Source organism: Amycolatopsis sp. DSM 110486 (genome assembly GCF_019468465.1).
Lineage (GTDB): Bacteria > Actinomycetota > Actinomycetes > Mycobacteriales > Pseudonocardiaceae > Amycolatopsis.
The window spans coordinates 6,732,046-6,748,288 of record NZ_CP080519.1 but is presented as its reverse complement, the minus strand read 5'-3'; the positions used below and the strand labels follow the sequence as shown (position 1 = coordinate 6,748,288).

The 16,243-nt window shown below is 68.4% G+C and carries 20 protein-coding genes; 8 read left to right on the top strand and 12 right to left on the bottom strand.

Annotated elements, in window-relative coordinates:
- Positions 1–7: 7 nt before the first annotated feature.
- Positions 8–811, bottom strand: coding sequence for a hypothetical protein (locus K1T34_RS33170; protein WP_220238690.1), 804 nt, complete (start codon positions 809–811; stop codon positions 8–10).
- A complete protein-coding gene (locus K1T34_RS33165; protein WP_220247532.1) occupies positions 811–2,283 on the bottom strand; it encodes a hypothetical protein in 1,473 nt (490 codons plus the stop codon). Before K1T34_RS33165 ends, K1T34_RS33170 begins: the two co-directional genes overlap by 1 nt.
- 77 nt (positions 2,284–2,360) lie before the next feature.
- Here K1T34_RS33165 and K1T34_RS33160 point away from each other — a divergent pair, with 77 nt between their 5' ends.
- Entirely contained in the window at positions 2,361–2,798 is a 438-nt protein-coding gene (locus K1T34_RS33160; protein WP_220238689.1) for a PPOX class F420-dependent oxidoreductase, read from the top strand.
- 732 nt (positions 2,799–3,530) lie between these two features.
- A complete protein-coding gene (locus K1T34_RS33155) occupies positions 3,531–4,754 on the top strand; it encodes a site-specific integrase (RefSeq protein ID WP_220238688.1) in 1,224 nt (407 codons plus the stop codon).
- Between the two features lie 290 nt (positions 4,755–5,044).
- Here K1T34_RS33155 and K1T34_RS33150 read toward each other — a convergent pair whose 3' ends face one another.
- The gene (locus K1T34_RS33150; protein ID WP_220238687.1) at positions 5,045–5,602 is read right to left on the bottom strand and encodes a GNAT family N-acetyltransferase; all 558 of its coding nucleotides are present in this window, start codon (positions 5,600–5,602) and stop codon (positions 5,045–5,047) included.
- Entirely contained in the window at positions 5,599–6,393 is a 795-nt protein-coding gene (locus tag K1T34_RS33145) for a GntR family transcriptional regulator (protein ID WP_220238686.1), read from the bottom strand. The genes K1T34_RS33150 and K1T34_RS33145 overlap by 4 nt, the downstream gene beginning before the upstream one ends.
- A 122-nt stretch (positions 6,394–6,515) precedes the next feature.
- On the opposite strand from K1T34_RS33145, the gene K1T34_RS33140 reads away from it, so the two are divergent.
- The 4 genes from K1T34_RS33140 (at position 6,516) to K1T34_RS33125 (ending at position 9,629) form a co-directional block, all read left to right on the top strand.
- Complete coding sequence (locus K1T34_RS33140; protein WP_220238685.1) at positions 6,516–6,962, top strand: hypothetical protein; 447 nt, start codon at positions 6,516–6,518, stop codon at positions 6,960–6,962.
- A 99-nt stretch (positions 6,963–7,061) separates the two neighbouring features.
- Complete coding sequence (ligD, locus tag K1T34_RS33135) at positions 7,062–8,006, top strand: non-homologous end-joining DNA ligase (RefSeq protein WP_220238684.1); 945 nt, start codon at positions 7,062–7,064, stop codon at positions 8,004–8,006.
- Positions 8,007–8,033: 27 nt separating this feature from the next.
- On the top strand, positions 8,034–8,738 hold the full coding sequence (locus K1T34_RS33130; RefSeq protein WP_220238683.1) for a GNAT family N-acetyltransferase: 705 nt from the start codon (positions 8,034–8,036) through the stop codon (positions 8,736–8,738).
- Between the two features lie 45 nt (positions 8,739–8,783).
- Entirely contained in the window at positions 8,784–9,629 is an 846-nt protein-coding gene (locus K1T34_RS33125) for a hypothetical protein (protein WP_255637734.1), read from the top strand.
- A gap of 10 nt (positions 9,630–9,639) precedes the next feature.
- Here K1T34_RS33125 and K1T34_RS33120 read toward each other — a convergent pair whose 3' ends face one another.
- Positions 9,640–10,845 carry a cupin domain-containing protein gene (locus tag K1T34_RS33120; protein ID WP_255637733.1) on the bottom strand — a complete coding sequence of 402 codons (1,206 nt, stop codon included), beginning with the start codon at positions 10,843–10,845 and terminating at the stop codon, positions 9,640–9,642.
- Between the two features lie 73 nt (positions 10,846–10,918).
- Complete coding sequence (locus tag K1T34_RS33115) at positions 10,919–11,065, bottom strand: hypothetical protein (protein WP_220238682.1); 147 nt, start codon at positions 11,063–11,065, stop codon at positions 10,919–10,921.
- Between the two features lie 134 nt (positions 11,066–11,199).
- Between K1T34_RS33115 and K1T34_RS33110 the strand changes: the two genes are divergently transcribed.
- Together K1T34_RS33110 and K1T34_RS33105 are read left to right on the top strand one after the other, a co-directional pair.
- Complete coding sequence (locus tag K1T34_RS33110) at positions 11,200–11,703, top strand: DUF2505 domain-containing protein (protein ID WP_220238681.1); 504 nt, start codon at positions 11,200–11,202, stop codon at positions 11,701–11,703.
- A gap of 47 nt (positions 11,704–11,750) precedes the next feature.
- Positions 11,751–12,635: a hypothetical protein gene (locus K1T34_RS33105; protein WP_220238680.1), complete on the top strand. Its 885-nt coding sequence runs from the start codon at positions 11,751–11,753 to the stop codon at positions 12,633–12,635.
- 151 nt (positions 12,636–12,786) lie between these two features.
- Here the strand turns inward: K1T34_RS33105 and K1T34_RS33100 are convergent, their stop codons facing one another.
- The 6 genes from K1T34_RS33100 to K1T34_RS33075 are packed head-to-tail and all read right to left on the bottom strand — an operon-like array spanning position 12,787 to position 16,183.
- Positions 12,787–13,362 carry a hypothetical protein gene (locus K1T34_RS33100; RefSeq protein WP_220238679.1) on the bottom strand — a complete coding sequence of 192 codons (576 nt, stop codon included), beginning with the start codon at positions 13,360–13,362 and terminating at the stop codon, positions 12,787–12,789.
- 4 nt (positions 13,363–13,366) lie between these two features.
- Complete coding sequence (locus K1T34_RS33095; RefSeq protein ID WP_220238678.1) at positions 13,367–14,257, bottom strand: peptidoglycan-binding protein; 891 nt, start codon at positions 14,255–14,257, stop codon at positions 13,367–13,369.
- Positions 14,257–14,586 (bottom strand): hypothetical protein, encoded by a 330-nt coding sequence (locus K1T34_RS33090; RefSeq protein ID WP_220238677.1) that lies wholly within the window; start codon positions 14,584–14,586, stop codon positions 14,257–14,259. Before K1T34_RS33090 ends, K1T34_RS33095 begins: the two co-directional genes overlap by 1 nt.
- A gap of 13 nt (positions 14,587–14,599) precedes the next feature.
- Positions 14,600–15,163, bottom strand: coding sequence for a hypothetical protein (locus tag K1T34_RS33085; protein ID WP_220238676.1), 564 nt, complete (start codon positions 15,161–15,163; stop codon positions 14,600–14,602).
- Positions 15,163–15,495, bottom strand: a complete 333-nt coding sequence (locus tag K1T34_RS33080) for a hypothetical protein (RefSeq protein WP_220238675.1) — start codon at positions 15,493–15,495, stop codon at positions 15,163–15,165. Before K1T34_RS33080 ends, K1T34_RS33085 begins: the two co-directional genes overlap by 1 nt.
- A 19-nt stretch (positions 15,496–15,514) precedes the next feature.
- On the bottom strand, positions 15,515–16,183 hold the full coding sequence (locus tag K1T34_RS33075; protein WP_220238674.1) for a hypothetical protein: 669 nt from the start codon (positions 16,181–16,183) through the stop codon (positions 15,515–15,517).
- Positions 16,184–16,243 lie beyond the last annotated feature (60 nt).

The following is a 16,243-nucleotide window of genomic DNA, read 5'->3' as shown; positions in this document are numbered from 1 at the left end:
ATCCCCTCTACTGCAACGTGTCCGAAGAGGCTGCGCGCAGCGTTCCCCCCGCGCTCGCGACCGCGACGACGTCGAGCGCGAGCAGGTCGTCGAACGCCGCGTCGGCGGCCAGCTCGCGCACCTGGATCTGATACCGCGGCGTGGTGCGGTAGGTGCCGCCCTGCTCGTCGCTCACCGGCACCAGGAAGCCCTGGTCGGCGAGGAACCGCAGGGCGCGCGCGACCATGCCCCGGGTGGTGTCGGCGGCCATGCGGCCGTCCTTCGTGGCCGCCGCGGCCGGGCGCCGGGCGTAGGCGCGCCACGCCTGCTCCAGCTCCGGCGCGTCGGCCAGCGGGTCGTTGTTGGCCTCGGCCTGCTGCGCGCGCTCGTCGAGCATGCGCGCGGCCTCGCGGACCATCGCGTCGACCTGCTCCACGCTCACGCGGCCGATGTAGGTGTCGTTGGCGAGGTCGTCGGGCCGCGGGTAGGCCAGCGCCGCGGCGGCGAGGTGGATGAGGCCGTGGATGACCTTCTCCGTCTCGCGGCGTTCGCGGATCTTGGCCTGGCGCGCGTAGCTGTCCATCTTGATCTCGAAGATCGACTCGTCGACGGCGGCCAGCACGGCGCCCGCCTGCTGGTTGACCTCCAGCACCATCAGCCCCAGGCCCGACGCGACGGCGTGCGTGAGTGCCTTGAACGCGTTGTCCTCTGCGTAGCGGCGCACCAGCTCGCCGTAGACGACGTCGCGGGCGGGCAGCTGCTTCGGGCGCATGCCGAACGCGACCAGGCGCGCGGCGGCCTCGGCGTCGACGCTCGTGTGGGTCACGGGCATCAGGCGACCTCCTCGCTGTCTTCGGTGTTCTCTTCGGCGCGCTCGACCTCGGCGGTGGACAGCAGCAGGTCGGCGCCGCCGAACTCGGGGTCGACGAGCAGCGTGCCGTCGTCGACGGCCAGCAGCACGTGGCGTTCCCCCTGGCGGCGCGCGGCGCCGACCTCGGGACTGTAGGCGTGCAGGGCGCGCAGCGCGACCAGGGTCGCCAGACCGGGTTGCTTCGTGCGGCGCGCGTCCTCCAGCAGGCCCGACAGGCGGCGCGGCACGTCGGGCAGGTCGAGCAGGTCGTCGGCGAGGCGCCACACGTCGTCGCCGAAGCGGTCGGTGTCCTCGGCCGGCATCAGCTCGGGTTCGGGGATCTCGCCGACGAGCTGGTCGCGCTCCGGCGCTGGGCGCAGCAGCAGCGAGACCAGCGAGGACAACGCGGGCACCGCGGGCGGCGTGATGCCCGCGACCGCGTGGAAGAAGTGCTCGGCGGGCGCGAGGGCGTCGGCCAGCGGCAGGCCGAGCGTCGGGACGAGCAGCTGGCCGAACAGGTCGATCGTCGCGCGCTGCGGCGGGCCGGAGAACTGCTGGCGGTCCTGCTCGGCGCGGAACACGGCGCCGGCGGCGGCCAGGCGCGACTGCAGGCGCGTGTGGCGGCGGATGCAGTCGGCGACGATGTCGACGAGCTCGGCCGCGCGCCGCTTGTGGTCGAGCTCCTCCGACTCGTCGCGCGCGGTGGTGATGTTCTTGAGGATCGCGTTCTCCGCGCGGAAGCGGGACTCGATGTGCCCGAGCGCGGAGTCGATCAGGTCCGGCACCTCGAGCTCCCAGTCGACGGCGCGCACGTCGCGACGCGTGGCGTCGAGCTTGGCGCGCAGGGTCTCGCCGTACTGCACGGTGCGGTAGCGCGCCTGCTCGGCCGCGAGCTTCGCGTCGGCGAGCCGGCCGCGGTTGATCAGGTTCTCGAGCTTCACCTCGGCCGCGATCTGGGCCGACTCGACGTCGGTGTCCAGCGCGCCGACGAGCACGTTGATGGCCTCGTCGGTGGCGCGCAGGTAGACCTCGCCGTCGGGCGCGGCCAGCTCCACGAGCAGCTTGAAGTCGAACTGGCGGCGCTGGTAGCCGCCGGGGCCCATCGAGCCGTAGACGCGCCGGAAGCCGCGGTCGGTGGTGCCGACGTTGATCAGGTTGTCCAGCACCCACTTCGCCACGCGCACGTGCTCGAACGGCGTGCGCGAAGGCGCCTGCTGCGAGATGAACGTGAGCAACCGGTCGATGACCTGGTCGTGGCCCGCGCCCGTGTCGAAGTCCATGGCGATGGTGACCTGGTCGATGGTGTGCAGCGCGATCTCGGCCATCTGGTAGATCGTCGCGTCGGCCCAGTCGAGCTTGGCCTTGCGCGCGTCGAGGTCGTGCAACGGCGCGGTGCACGCGAGCGCCTTCAGCCGGCGGGTCAGCCCCTCGTCGGCCAGGCCCGCTAACCCCATCTCGTCGTCTCGCACAGCAGGCCAGGCTAGTCGGACTGCTCAGGCGCCCGCACACGCGGACGGCTAGCGTGACCCACATGCGTGAGATGAGCAGGGCCGAGTGGTGGGCGTTCGCGACCGAAGGCACGCGGACGGGGATGCTGGGGATCGTTCGCGCCAACGGGGCCCCGATCGTCACGCCGATCTGGTTTCTGCTGAACGAGGGCCCCGACGGTGACGAAATCGTGTTCACCACAGGCACGGACACACTGAAGGGCAAGGCGCTGCGCCGCGAGCCGCGGCTGTCGCTGGCCGTCGACGACCAGAAGCCGCCGTATTCCTACGTGCAGTTCACGGCCGAGGCGACGCTGCACCACGACCTCGACGAGATGCTCGAATGGGCGACCCGGCTCGGCGGCCGCTACATGGGCGCGGACCAGGCCGAGGCGTACGGCAAGCGCAACGCCGTGCCGGAGGAATCGCTCGTTCGGGCGAAGATCACGAAGGTGATCGGGCGGGCGGACATCGCGGGCTGAAGGTCTCGTCTCGCTTCCTCGCGGGTCACGCCGGGCGAAGAACCGGCCCGTCGAGTTCTTCGAGAAGAACTTCGTCGTGTTCCCCGCGTTGACGAAGGACGCCGCCGAGCAGGCGGTGGCGGAGCTGGGCCGCCGCCGAGAGTTCGCGTGGCTGCTCGACTGATCCCCGATGAGGGCCGGTCGGTGCTGGCGAGCGGTCGGGTTGACGGACAGTGATCGAGCGGTCCGGTATTGACACCACCCTCTCCGGGATGGTGTCATTTCTTCCAATAGATAGGAAAGTTTCCTAACTATCAACCTCGGCCAGTCCTCGACCCCACCCCCGGCACCTCCCGCTCCGCCCTCCCGGCCGCACCGCCGCCGAGGGACCCCCTGTCCCACAGGGGTTCCCTCGGCGCGACGACCCTCGGCGGCGCGCACTCGTGCCGGAACCCCAGGACTGCGCCAGGGGTGACCGGAGCGGCGCCGGTCACCCCTGGCGCACCACACGCAGGTCAGAGGGCACTTTTGAAAGCCGTATCCCCCGGAGACCGATTTCTATCCCCCGGGAACCAAGATCAGGGGTAGCGTCCCTGTCTCGTGACCCACCCGAAGATCACTCACACCCACCACGGGGAGGCTCGGCGCGGCCAGCCCACCCTAGTCGGAGACCCCCACACAGGCGTCCACGCCGACGTCCACACGCCCGCAACCCTGTTGCGCCCGGTTCGCATCACGGCGAGGTGGTGAACGGTGGCATCGATCGAAACACGGACCGAACGCGGCCGCGGCGCCAACGCCTACCCCAAGACCGTCTTCCGCGTCGTCTGGTACGACCCGCACACCCGCAGCCGGGAGCGGATGAAGTTCGACGACGAAGAGAAAGCCGGCCGCTTCAAGGACCTGCTCGAGAAGTGCGGCCATCGCCTCGACCGCGCGGCCGAAGTCATGGCGAGCGTCGAAACCCGTGTGCCGTCTCTGTCGGCAGTCATCGAGCGGCACGTTTCGGAGCTCACCGGCATCCAGGAGCGCACACGCCAGACCTACCGTCGCGACGCCAAGCTCCACATCGCCCCCTACCTCGGCAACCGTCCCATCAACATGGTCGACCGGTCCGACATCAAGAAGTGGCTGAACACGTTGGACGACAAGGGAAATCTCTCGTCCAAGTCGATCGGGAATGTGCACGGACTTCTGTCCGCGGTCTTCAAGAGCGCGCTGTACGAGTACAAGCTGATCGACGAGAACCCGTGCAAGGGCATTCGCCTGCCCAGCTCGATCGCGTTCGAGTCCACGTTCCTCACCTACGGGGAGTTCAACATCCTCGTGAGCCACGTGAGGGACCACTTCAAGCCGGTCCTCCATACGTTCGCCCGCACCGGTTTGCGCTTCGGCGAGCTTGTCGCGCTCCAGGTGCGCGACGTCGATCTCCTGGCCGCCACTCCCTCCATCAGGGTCACCAAGGCCAGGAAACGCAAGGAGGGCGGAACGTACATCGGCCCGCCGAAGACACCGCGGGCGCGCCGGACCATCTCGCTGCCGCCTTCGCTCGTGGACATTCTCGTGCCGCTGGTGTCCATGCGCAGCCCTGATGAGCTCCTGTTCACGGGGGTGAAGGGCGGGCCGATCTGGCATTCGAAGTTCCAGCAGTACGTCTGGAAGCCGGCCGTCGAAGCCGCGACTGCCACCCACACCAAAGACGGCGTCCCGATTCCGCCGGAGCAGCGGATCACCAAGAAGCCCCGCATCCACGATCTGCGGCACACACACGCGTCGTGGCAGATCTCCGAAGGCGTCGACCTGATGACGGTGCAACGGCGCCTCGGGCACGAGTCGATCACGACCACCGTCGACCGCTACGGCCACCTCGTGCCGGACCAGCTCGTCAAGGCTGCGCTGGCGGCGGAGAAGTCGTTCCTGGCGGAGCTTGCCGCGATGCCCAACGCCGAAGATCCAATGGAGTTCACCATCGTCTAAGCCGTTGCCGGCCGGTGAACGCCTCACCCCGGGGAAGCTGGGTGGGGTGCTCACCGGCCGGCAGCGACGCCATCCTGCCCCACCCATCCCCGTCATCTCCGTGCGACACCCGGACGCCCGCGTGCTCGATGGCTCGTGGTGTACGGGAATGTCCAGGTTCCTCGACACGGCGGAAGAACGCGTGCGACGCTGCGCTCGGGGTTTGGATGGCTGAACCAACCCGAAAAGGCCGGCCGGGGAGCCGAGCAATCCTGTGGCCGCAGGACGGCACCGCGGCCGGCCCCGGCAAGTTAGGTCTGCGGCAACTGCTCGGTGTGGGCAATCGTGGTGATCCCCAGGTCCGCGCGGGGCGTGGCGCTCAGCTCGAAGAGCGCGCCGGAGTACCGGCCCGGGATGTTGACGACGCGGAGCGGGGTCGCGCCGATGCTGCGGTAGTAGTTCTGCAGCTCGACGTTCGTGCGCCACACGTCCCAGCGCAGCCACAGGATCCCGTGCTCGCAGGCGTAGCCGGCGGCCCAGTCGATCAGTAGCGCGCCGAGTCCCCGCCCCTTGTGGTCGAGGCTGGTGGCCAGCTTCGAGAGGTAGAACGCCGGAGTCGTCTGCTCGTCGTGGGTCCAGAAGTCGGGGTCGGCGGTCGTGTTCATCGTCAGCGTCGCGACGGCCTGACCGTCTTCGCAGAGCAGCCAGGTTTCGCCGCGCTCGATGGCGCCTTCCATGACGGGCTGGAACGCGCGGGTCGACCACTGATCGGTGTCGCGTGCGCGCAGCCATTGCGTTCGTGCGTCGAGCAGGGACATGACGGCCGGCAGGTCTTCGGCCGCCGCGCGGCGCATGACGTAGCTGGTCACTCGGTCCCCCGGTTACGTGCGGCGGCGATGACGTCGAGCCCTTCGCGGGCGCCCTGCTCCCAGATCAGCCGGGTACGGCCGCCGAGTCGCAGGTAGCGCATGACGCGGGTGACGCGGTCGGCCGTCGCCGCGGTGCGGACAACCACGAGCAACGGGCTGCCGATCGGGACAGCGAGGCGGTACGCCTCATCGGCGTCCGCGGTTTCGTCGGTGACCTCATCGAAGTGGGCGATCTCCTTGTAGCCCGCGGCTTCGAGGGCACGGGCGGTACCGCCCTTGATGTCGGTTTCGACGTCGAGTCCGACTTCGCGCGCGAGGTCCATCGGGTAGTGGCCGACCTCGATGCTCCAGGGTTCCTCGTCGAGCAGCTGCGTGAGGGTGCGGGCCACGACGGGTTCATCGGGGGCGATGCCCAGCCGGTCGGCGATCGCCTTGGGCGGGATCTCGATGCGACGCTCGAACCTCTTGCTGGGTGTCCGGCCGGCGAGTTCGGCGGCTTCGATGAAGGCGTCGGAGGTGTCGCTGTTCGGCCGGTCAGGTCGGATCGCGAGGTTGGCGACGATGGACGTGCGCCCCCGGTGGCGGACGACTGTGCCGCGTCGCCCCTCCGCCCGGCCGGTGTAGACGTACCCCCGCTTGTCGAGTTGCTCGAGCGCGCCCCGCACGGTGATGCGCGAAGCCGAGAACCGTTTCTCCAGCTCAGCCAGGGTGGGGAGCAGGCTGCCTGCTGGCCAGGTTCCGTTGTCGATCTCGGTCGCGAGCGTCTGGGCGATGAGCTCGTAGGTGTGCACGGGCCAACTCCTTGAGGCGTGGTTATAACCAGCATATCCAACCCTCTTGACAACGTAGTGTCGATCACACAAATATGTTGGTTATAACCAACATAACCACGGCGCGAAAGAGGGCAACCGGCATGACCGCCACCGCCACCACCCCGTACGAGATCGCCGCCGAGGTCGAGGGCACTGCCCGCGAATTCCTGGTCACCGACGACCCGCGCCAAGCCGCCGCCGCCCTGTGGGTGTTCGCCACCGCCCGCGCCGCGATGGCCGACCACTCGCCGAGCTGGTCGAGAACGGCGAACCAGGACGCGGGACTGGCGGACCTGCTGGCCGACCTTGCCGCCGCCCGCGTGAGCGGCACTGCCGTCCCCGTTGACGACCTGACAACGGCACTGTTCGAATCCGACGAGGCCACGACGGACGCGTTCTACGCCCTGACCGACCCCGGCCACGTTCCAGCCGAGATCGTCGCCAGCGCCTACGCGATCGTCGCCCGCGCGTGCGTCAAGGCCGGGTTCTCCCCCGCGATTCCACGACTGCTCGCCGACCTGTGGCAGCGGTACAGTCAACCCCGGTGAGGAAACTCCCGTGCGCCTTGAGCCCCGTCAACCGGCGGGGCTCTCGTGCTTTTACGGCGGTGATCGATGCGGAAACAGGTGGACGTCGACGTTCACGGGATGCCGTACGCCATCCCGCCGATGCTGGCCGTCGACGGCGAGCTACCTGCCGGATCGGGTTCCGGCTGGTCGGTGGAATGGAAGTGGGACGGATTCCGGGGTTGCCTGTGCGTCGGCCCGGACGGCGCCACCAGGCTCACGAGCCGGAATGGGAACGACCTCACCCGATCCTTTCCCGATCTCGCGGGCGCGTTCGCCGACGCCCTCGGCGGGCGAGTTGGAGTGCTCGATGGGGAGATCGTGGTCCTCAACGAAGAGGGCCGGCCGGACTTTGGTCTGCTCCAGGTGCGCCACCAGCTCCGACCCCGGCGCGAGTTGCTGGCGAGCCACCCGGCCGCGTTTTACGCCTTCGACCTGCTCATGCTCGGCCGGGAGATGCTGTTGCACGAGCCTTATGAGCGGCGGCGCGAGTTGTTGGTGGGCCTGGGGCCGCTCGACTCCCCGCACGCGGTGATCACCCCGGCGTATCGCGACGTTGATCCGCAGCGGCTGCTCGAGATCGCCCGAGCGCACCACCTGGAAGGTCTGGTCGCCAAGCGGGTCGGGTCCCGCTACCTGCCCGGCCGGCGCTCCCGGGACTGGATCAAGCGGCCCTTGATCAACACTCTGGACGTCGTCGTGTGCGGGTGGCGGCCCGGCCGCGGCAGCCGCGCGCACACGGTCGGCAGCCTCGTTCTGGGCGCGCGGGAGAAGGGCGGCCGGTTGCGGCTCGTCGGCGATGTCGGTAGCGGCTTCACTCGGCACACCCTCGACGACCTGGAGCGGCTGCTCTCCCGGATCGGTCGTCCGGACAGCCCGTTCCCCGATCCTGTGCCGGCCGAGTATGCGCGCGGGACACGGTGGGTTGAGCCGCTCATCGTGGGAGAGGTGGCCTTCCGGTCTTGGACACGTGAGGGCCGGATGCGGCATGTGGCGTGGCGTGGATTCCGAGGCGTTGAGCGGTGATCGCCAGTCCGCGCTAGAGTCGAACGCGTGTTCGACACTAGCCGAACGCGCCGGTCAGGCGCGCGCAGCGAATTCGGTCCCGAGGACCTGCCGGTCCGCCCTGCGCTGTGGCACGAACTGACGCCCACGGGTGGTCTCGTCATTCACCCGCCGAACAGCTGCCCTCGCCGGCACCTCGTCTCCGAACACGGCTCATTCTCGTGGATCACCGCACTCCAGCTGCATTCCCTCCACTGCGAAACCTGCCGCACCGAAGGCCACCCGGATCACGTGTGGGCCGTCAAGGATCCCGCGTACGAGCAGGCCACCCCCGACGAAGCGGACGGCGCCGGCCTTGAGCTCGTCGCCACACCACCCACGACGACGGCGTCCGGCCGGATCGAACTCCACCTCACCGGCCACGTCGTCGGCATCGCGACGATGACCATCTGCGACCGCGACCGAACCGGTGTCCTCGAACACGTACACGTCGAGCCCAGGAACCGGCGCCGCGGGTACGGGCGGATCCTCGCGTGGGCGGCGTTCAGCCGCTACGACTGGTCCACCGAAGGCCCGCGTTGGGTGCGAGGTGACCGGCGCGTGCGGGCGCTGGCGGCGATGCGCCGCGGCACCGGCTACACGTGGACGACGCTCGCGGTGGCCGACACGGGCGAAGCGCGAGGGTTCGCCGATGCGCTGCAATTACCGCAGGTCGGCGTGCCGATGTACTGCCAACACCACGCGGAGCGGTAACACTTCACCCTCCCGCCGTGTCGAGTCACGTGCAATACTTTTCCCGTGTCCACTGCTCTGACGGCCAGCTCACCCGCGCCCGTATTCGACGTCCGCGACCACGAGCACGACGACGTTCTTCGCCTCGTCGAGCGCGCGTTCGACCTCCAGCTTGACCGCGCGTCCGTGGTCTACGGCGAATCAGGTGCGACGGAGGGATTCCGGACAAGCCGCGATACCTGGGCGAGGATCGAGCGCCGCGGGCACTGGCGAATCAGCAGCGCGTCCTGGGTCGGCTTGGAGGCAGCCTCCACGATCCAGGGGGTGAAGAAGCCGGACTGGTTCAGGGCTACGACGTGGGCTGACGCGGTCCGGAACGTCGTGTGGCGTGCCGACGAGGTGGAGTTCATCTCCGCGCCCGTCGTGGGTGACCTCGCAACCGCGGCCGGCCTGCCGGACAAGTGGTGGGCGACCGCGCGCGAGTCGTTCGCCGCACTTGCCACACACCAGACCGACCGCGTGGGCATGGCGCAAACGCACTTCACCAAGCGGATCAGCGAGGTGTTCCCCGACGTGGACACCGCCGTTGACGAGTGGACGACCGCTCATGCTGATGTCCACTGGCACAACCTGTCGATCGAGGGCCACCTGATCGACTGGGAGGACTGGGGGAAGGCACCGCGCGGACTCGACGCTGCGACTCTGTGGCAGTCGTCCCTGCCGGACTCCGCCCTGGCCGATCGGGTGCAGCGTGAGTTCTCGGCAGACTTGCAGACCCGATCGGGCAAGCTGTCGCAGCTGCTCGTGTGCGCGAACGCGATCCGCATCGCCAACCGTCGCGGGCGGCCGACGCCGTTGTCGGAGCCTGCGAAGGCAGCGGCAGAGGTGCTGCTTCAGGAGCTGCGGCCGTAGGTCGGCGCGGTCAGGCCTGGTCGACGAAGCCGGCAAACCCGGATGCGAGTTCTTCGGTCAGCTCGGCGCACAAGCCCATCTCGAGCAGCGGTCCTGAAACCGCGTGCGCGTCGAGCCCGGTGAGACGGGAGACCTCGTCGAGGTTGGCAGGGCGACCGGACAGGAGCAGGCGGAGGACGGGTTCGGCCGGGGCTGCGAAGGTCAGGACCTTCCCTGCTGCCAGCACTTCGATCGTGTCGGCCTTGTGCTCGAACTGAGGTGGGAAGTCCGTCATGCACACCACGTCGGTCACCGGGCCGAACACGCCCAACGTGGTGACGTGCCGGCGGGAGGGGCGTTCGCGCTCGCGGGCGGCCAAGTACTCCGCCGGCGGGCGGCTGACCGTGAGGGCGGGTATCGCCGAGAGCAGGCGCCAGCTTTCCGTGGTTTGGTCCTCCGGAGCTGCCCACCGCCCGAGGTCAAGGCGGAACATCTCCTGGTGGCGGGATTGGTCTGCCATCCAGCTCAGCCAGTCGACCCCGGTCCGCTTCACGAAGCCGAAGGTGGCGTGCAGGCTGTAGCCGTTCCCGCGCGCGGTTCGGGTTGCTTGGTGCCAGTAGCCGCGTGGGATGTGCATGACGTCGCCGGTTTTCATGGTGCCGGACCACAGGACGTCGGCGGGCGGCTCCGTGGACCGTTCGGTGTCGCGGTACATGGGCGCCGTGCGTGAGGTCCCGCGCACCTCCCAGGACTTTTCGCCCCCCAGCTGGATCACGATGACGTCGTGGTCGTCCCAGTGCATGTTGAATCCGGCGGCGTCGTTGGTCGTCAGGTACACGTTGACCTGCACGAGTTCTCGTGACCACCACTGCATCGCCTGGCAGGTGATTTCCATCGTGGGGTCGAACGTGTCGAGCGTGTCGAGCACGACCGTGCAGCCGGACTTCATCAGCTGGCCCAAGCGGTCCATCCGCGCCATCGTTCTGCTTGGTCCCCGTCGTGTGGCGACGTCGGCGAGGTAGCGGTCCGGGTGTATCTCCTCGCCGTTCTGGAAGCACCGGAACTGCGGGGAAGACAGCGACCGCCGCATGATCGTGTCGAGCAGTCGTGTGGGCGTGAGCAGTCGCTGGCACAGCGCCGGGTCGGCCATGCTCCCGTGCGCGAACCCTTGGCCGAGGCTCTGCGGCCCGTTCCAGCCAAGTGCTTTCTCGACCGCCGTGATCAGGTGATGATCCATGTCCCCCTCTTTCGATGGGGCGGCAGACCAGCGTCATGGAGGCTGATCTGCCGCCTTGAGCACGTGCGTCAGATCACTCCGGGATGTTCAGGCCATCGCCTCCCGCGTCGCCGTGGCCGTCGCCACCGCCAGACGTGGACGGGTCGCCGTGCGACAGGTCGACTCGGTCACGCGGGCCCGCCAGTTCACGGTCGCCGACAAACAGATCTTTCTCTTCCATTTCGCTCCCCTCCTTCCGTTTCCGGGCTTTCAAGACTCACGCACTTTGAGCAGGACTGAAAAGATCCATTCGGGCGTCTGCTCCGGAGCTCCGGCCGCCAACACGCGGAGGAGTCGCGTGGCTACCCTGGGTTCATGTCTGAATCGATTGAGTACGGCGCGGACTTCAGCCATCCGTTCGACGCCGTGTACACCGCGATGACCTCGAAGGACTCCATCCAGCAGGTCGTGAACCAGTTCGGCGGGGGCGGCGCGAAGCTGCTCGACTACGCCGGCGACGCCAGCAACCTCACCTACAAGGCGGAGGTGACCATCAAGAGCGACAGCCTGCCGTGGCTCGCGCGCCACCTGCACCCGGGCGACCTGGTGGTCAACCTGACACAGAAGTGGGTCAAGACCGGCGCCGACACCGCGGCCGGCACAGTGTCGGCCGCCCTCTCCGATCAGGATGGTGATCCGGTCACGGCGAACACGTCACTCCAGGCGGCCGGCGAACACACCAGCTGGCTGGTCAAGGGAACGGTGTCGGTGGACGGGATCATGGGCGGCAAGGTCGCCAAGCTGATCGCCGACCAGGTCCACGACTTGCTCGGCAGCGAAGCAGGTTACCTTCAGCTGCTCCTGAACAAGGCAGCCTGAGCAGGGTTGCATAACCTCTCCCGGTCTGCGTATAGTCTAGTACTACCATGACAGACATCCGCGACAAGCTGCGTGAGGCCGGGAGAGGAATCCAGCGCGCCCACACCGAAGAGAATTCCGCCATCGACGTTGCTCGCGCCGTGGCCTTCGAGGCATTCGAAGCCGGGCTGAGCTACTCCGACGTGGCCGGAGCTCTCGGCGAGATCGATCCCACGCTGGTACTCAAATGGGCGTTGCAGCACGCCAAGAAGCCAGTGGACGCCGCCAAGCGGCGCCTCAAGCTGATCGACAACGACCTCCGCGAACTCAAAAAGCAGACCGCGGCCAGCGTCGGCACGAAGGAAGCCGGGGAGCTGTTCGGGATCGACCGGGTCAGCGCCTGGCGCCTGGCCAAGAACGTCAAGCCCACTGAGATGACGCTTGAGCAGGCGAAGGAAGAATTCGCCGCGCTTCAGCAGGACAAGGCCGACGCCGAGCGCGAGAGCGCGGAGACGATGGCCGCGTTCCGGGACCTCCTCAACGAGCACATCGCCGCAGGCGTCGAGAAGATGCAGATCGTCAACCTGCTCGAGGTAAACAGGATGACGCTGGAGGTGTGGCTCGGTTTGCGTGAGTGGAACCCGAGCCGCTCGGCGAAGGACGGCGCCGAGACGGTGCCGACGGCAGACGAGTCATCCGTGAATGATGTGCTGCTCGCGCTCCGCGACTACGACCAGGACTTCGTGCTTGTTCGCGAGCTGGGGCGCATGGCCGGTCTGGTCCCGGAGGGTCGGGAAGCAGGCGCCCGGCGCGCGGCGGCGTTCAGCCGGCTGTTGCGCTCGCATCCGTGGAACCTGCCAGACGAGGCATTCAAGCGGACGAAGGACGGTGTGGCGGTTTCCGTACCTGTGTTGCGGAAGGTCGGCCAGACCAGCCAGAAGAACGCGAAGTGATCCACTCCGCACGGACGGAGTATTGACCTCGGTTGATACCGTTGTGCACAGTAGTACCTGTTCGGCAGGCTAACTCCCCCTCAGCGTAACCGAACAAACGCAACGCAAGGCCCCGGCGGACCCCCTCAGAGTCGCCGGGGCCTTGTTGCGTTCACTTGCCGCGATGCCGGCCGTGGGGCACGACCCCGGCCGAAACATCGATCATTCCGCCTCCGGGCTGCTGCCGGGCCGGGTTGCGCTGGCCCGGGTGTCGACGCGGCGGGACCCGAACACCCGGTTGCGCCGGTGGCGTGCGCCTCGGCCCCGCAGCTTGCGGATGAACAGCATCGGCAACACCGCCAGCAACACCCCCCACAACACCGCCGACAGCGTCACCCACAGCATTACCCACTGCGCCCGCAACCGCGCCCACTGCGCCGCCAACCTGCTTCGTCGCACCGTCCACCGTTCCCTTCACCACGTCCGCTGCGACGTGGGGGACGTCGATGAAGCCGGCCGCGAGCTTCGCGATCGCCAGCTTCGGCGCGTACACCCCCGCCGCGGTCATCAGCACTGCCACGATCGCCGCGGCGACCTCGGCTGGCAGGTGCACGCCGAGCTGCCCGAGGCCCCACACGAGGATCAGTGAGATCGAGCCGGCGAACCCCGTGCCGGCCGCCGCGGATCCGGTCGCGACGTGCTGTGTGGCCGTCTGGGCGTCGAGCACCCGCATCGTCCGTTCGGTCACGTCGTCACCCTCCGGCCAGTTTCGCCCACGTCTGCGGCCCCACCACGCCGTCCACGGCGAGCCCGGCGCGTTTCTGGAACTCCCGCACGACTCCGGCGGTCGCCGGCCCGTACTGGCCATCGACGGCGAGCTTCGAGTACGCCGGGTAGAGCTTGTTGAGCAGGTTCTGGAGGTAGGTGACGTCTGCTCCGCTGCTACCAGCGTCAAGCGTCGCGCGCGCCACACCAGCAGGCCCGCCAGCGCCGTCAAGGGCAGCCCAAGTGGCAGGGCCCACGACTCCGTCTGCGGCGAGGCCGTGGCGCTGCTGGAACTTCTTGACAGCGGCCAGGGTTTCACCTCCGAATACCCCGTCTTCGGTGACTCCGACCGCGCGCTGAACGGCCTTGACCTGGTCTCCCTTGTCGCCATTTTGGACAGTCGGACGGGGTCCAGATCCGCCGCTTTTCAACCGGGCGGCGGCCTCCGCGACCGCCTTGTCGTCGCCGGAGATCTCGAAGTGCATCTCGTCGACGCTCGCGGGGTCCCACTCGCCGCCCCACGTGACGGCCCCGCCGACCTCGGCGAGGATCTTCCGGATCTCGGCGATCTGCGCGGGGGTGAACGTGTCCCGCTTGCCCTGCGGGTGGTGAGGGGCGTTGAAGTCGAGCGCGGTGCCGGAGGCGTGGTTGCTGACCGTCTGCGAGCCGCGGATCGGCCGGTAGTAGTAGCCCCAGCAGGCATCCGCGTCGAGCGGCTCGACCCGGGCGTGGAACTGGTTCGCCACGTACTCCAGCACGGTGCGCACGTCCCCGTCCTTCACGCCGCCGGGGAACTGGGCGTTGTTGACCGACAGGGCACAGATGCCGATCTCGCCGCGATCCTCAGTCGCCGGCCACCCGTTTTGCGACGTTGCCATCAGTCCGCCCCCTCACCTTCGTTGTCGTCCGCCCGGACGGCTTTTTTTATTCGGGTCACGTCCCGCTCGACGATGTCGAGACGTTCCCGCAGCGTCTTCCCGCCCTTGGGTTTCAGCTGGTCTTCGATGTCCTCAAGTCTTCGCTCGTGGGCGTCCATCCGGTCGAGCATCCCGGGGATCTCCAGGTCCTTGTCCCCGAGCCACTGGGTCACGACCGTGTTGACGCGGCGGAAGAACCGGCCGGCCTTGGCGAGTGTCTTCCACGCGACACCGGCGGCGAGCAGCCCTGAGGACGTGTACACGGCGATGTCGAACACACCAGTCGTCAACGGAATCCCCTCCTCAGTCCGCGACCGGCAGCGCGAGGTAGTGCAGCGTGTTGACCGGCATCTTGAAGATGTTCACCGTGCTGTACGCGAACGACGGGGTGGAGAACCAGAAGGCGTTGCGCATGAAGAACGTCTCCCCCGGCTGCACCACGTCGTCGTAGACCTTCGACCAGAACGACGTCGTCTTCTCGCTGTTCGTGCCGGCCGGCAACGACTGGTGCCACCGCTCCCGGAAGTAGGAGTGGTCATCTGACGGGAACGCGGCGGCCGGGTCACCGGTCTTGCTGCTGGCCATGGTGACGCCGATGTTCCAGTCGTTGCCGGGGACCTGCCGCAGGTAGATCACCGGGGCGACGGTCCAGAACGTGATGTGCTGCGCCCGGCACGACACGTTCTTGTAGGCGATGCTGGCCGAGGTCATGATCAGCGACCAGTCCGCGACCTTCCCCAGCGGCGGCGCGACTGTCCACCCGCCGAAGTCGGCCCGGCCACGCTTGGCGCCGAGGGCGGCCCAGTCGATCCCGAGTGAGCCGCCGTCGACCTTGAAGCCGCATCCGTTCACGCAGACGCTGGGCACTACTCCCCCTCCCCGTCACCGTCGTCGGGCAGGTTCAGACCGGGCAGGAGCGTGTTCAGCGCCGAGGCGGGCAGCCCGAGCTTGGTGAGCGCGTCGAGCACCGTCTTGCGCGCCGCGTCGAGCTTCTCGAGCTCCTTGCGGGCTTCGGCGTCCGAACCTGCGGTCAGCGCGTCGAGCGCCTTCTGCGCCGCGGCCATCCCGGCGTCGTAGACCTGCTGGGTGACCTCCGTGGCGCCGACGGGCAGGATCAGCTCCTGCCCGGCCGGGAGGTCGAGCTTCGCGAAGGCCGGCTTGCCGTCCTGCTCGGTGTAGCGGTAGTAGTGCGTAGCCATCTGGTTCCCCCTGGAGTTGTTACGCCGGGCCGAGGTACAGCGCGGACAACCGCGTGTTCGTACGGCCGGGCATGGTCGTGCGGGTCGCGCCGGATTCCTGCTGGAAGAACAGGGCCAGCACGTCGCCCTTCTTCAGCACCAGCGAGTCGGTCCACGTGATCCCGGGCGAGATGTTCGCCGTCGGGAACTCGACCGGCGCGGCGACCGAGATCCGGCCGTCGACCGATGCGTCGCCGGCCTTGCCGAGCCACGCGAACAGGCGCTTCACGGGCGCGGGCACGTCGACCCGCACCAGCATCGAGAACACGTAGGCGCCGTCCCACGGGATCTCGATCCCCGGCCCGAACAGCGGGCCGTCGTCGATCGCGTCCCAGTTGATCGCCGTGGGCGTCCCGTCGGGGATCTCCTGGGCTTTCGTCTGGTACAGCAGGTGCCACGACATCGGGGACGCGGCGCCGCCGTCCTGGACGAACAGGCCGTCTTCCCGGGTCGTGAGTGCGTTGCCGGAGGCCTTGGACAGGCGCACGTCGCCGGACACCACGGCGGGGTCCTGGCCCTCGGTGGACAGGTCCAGCGTGGTGGTGTCCTTGACGTCGACAGCGGGGCCGGTGTGGGCGAGGCTCACCGTGTACGGGTTGGTGATGGGGGTGCCGTCGCCAGTGACGACGACACCCTCACCAGCCGTCACGGCGCACGTGCAGGCAAGGTTCTGCCCGTTGTTGCAGCCGCAGCGAGGCATCTACTCGCC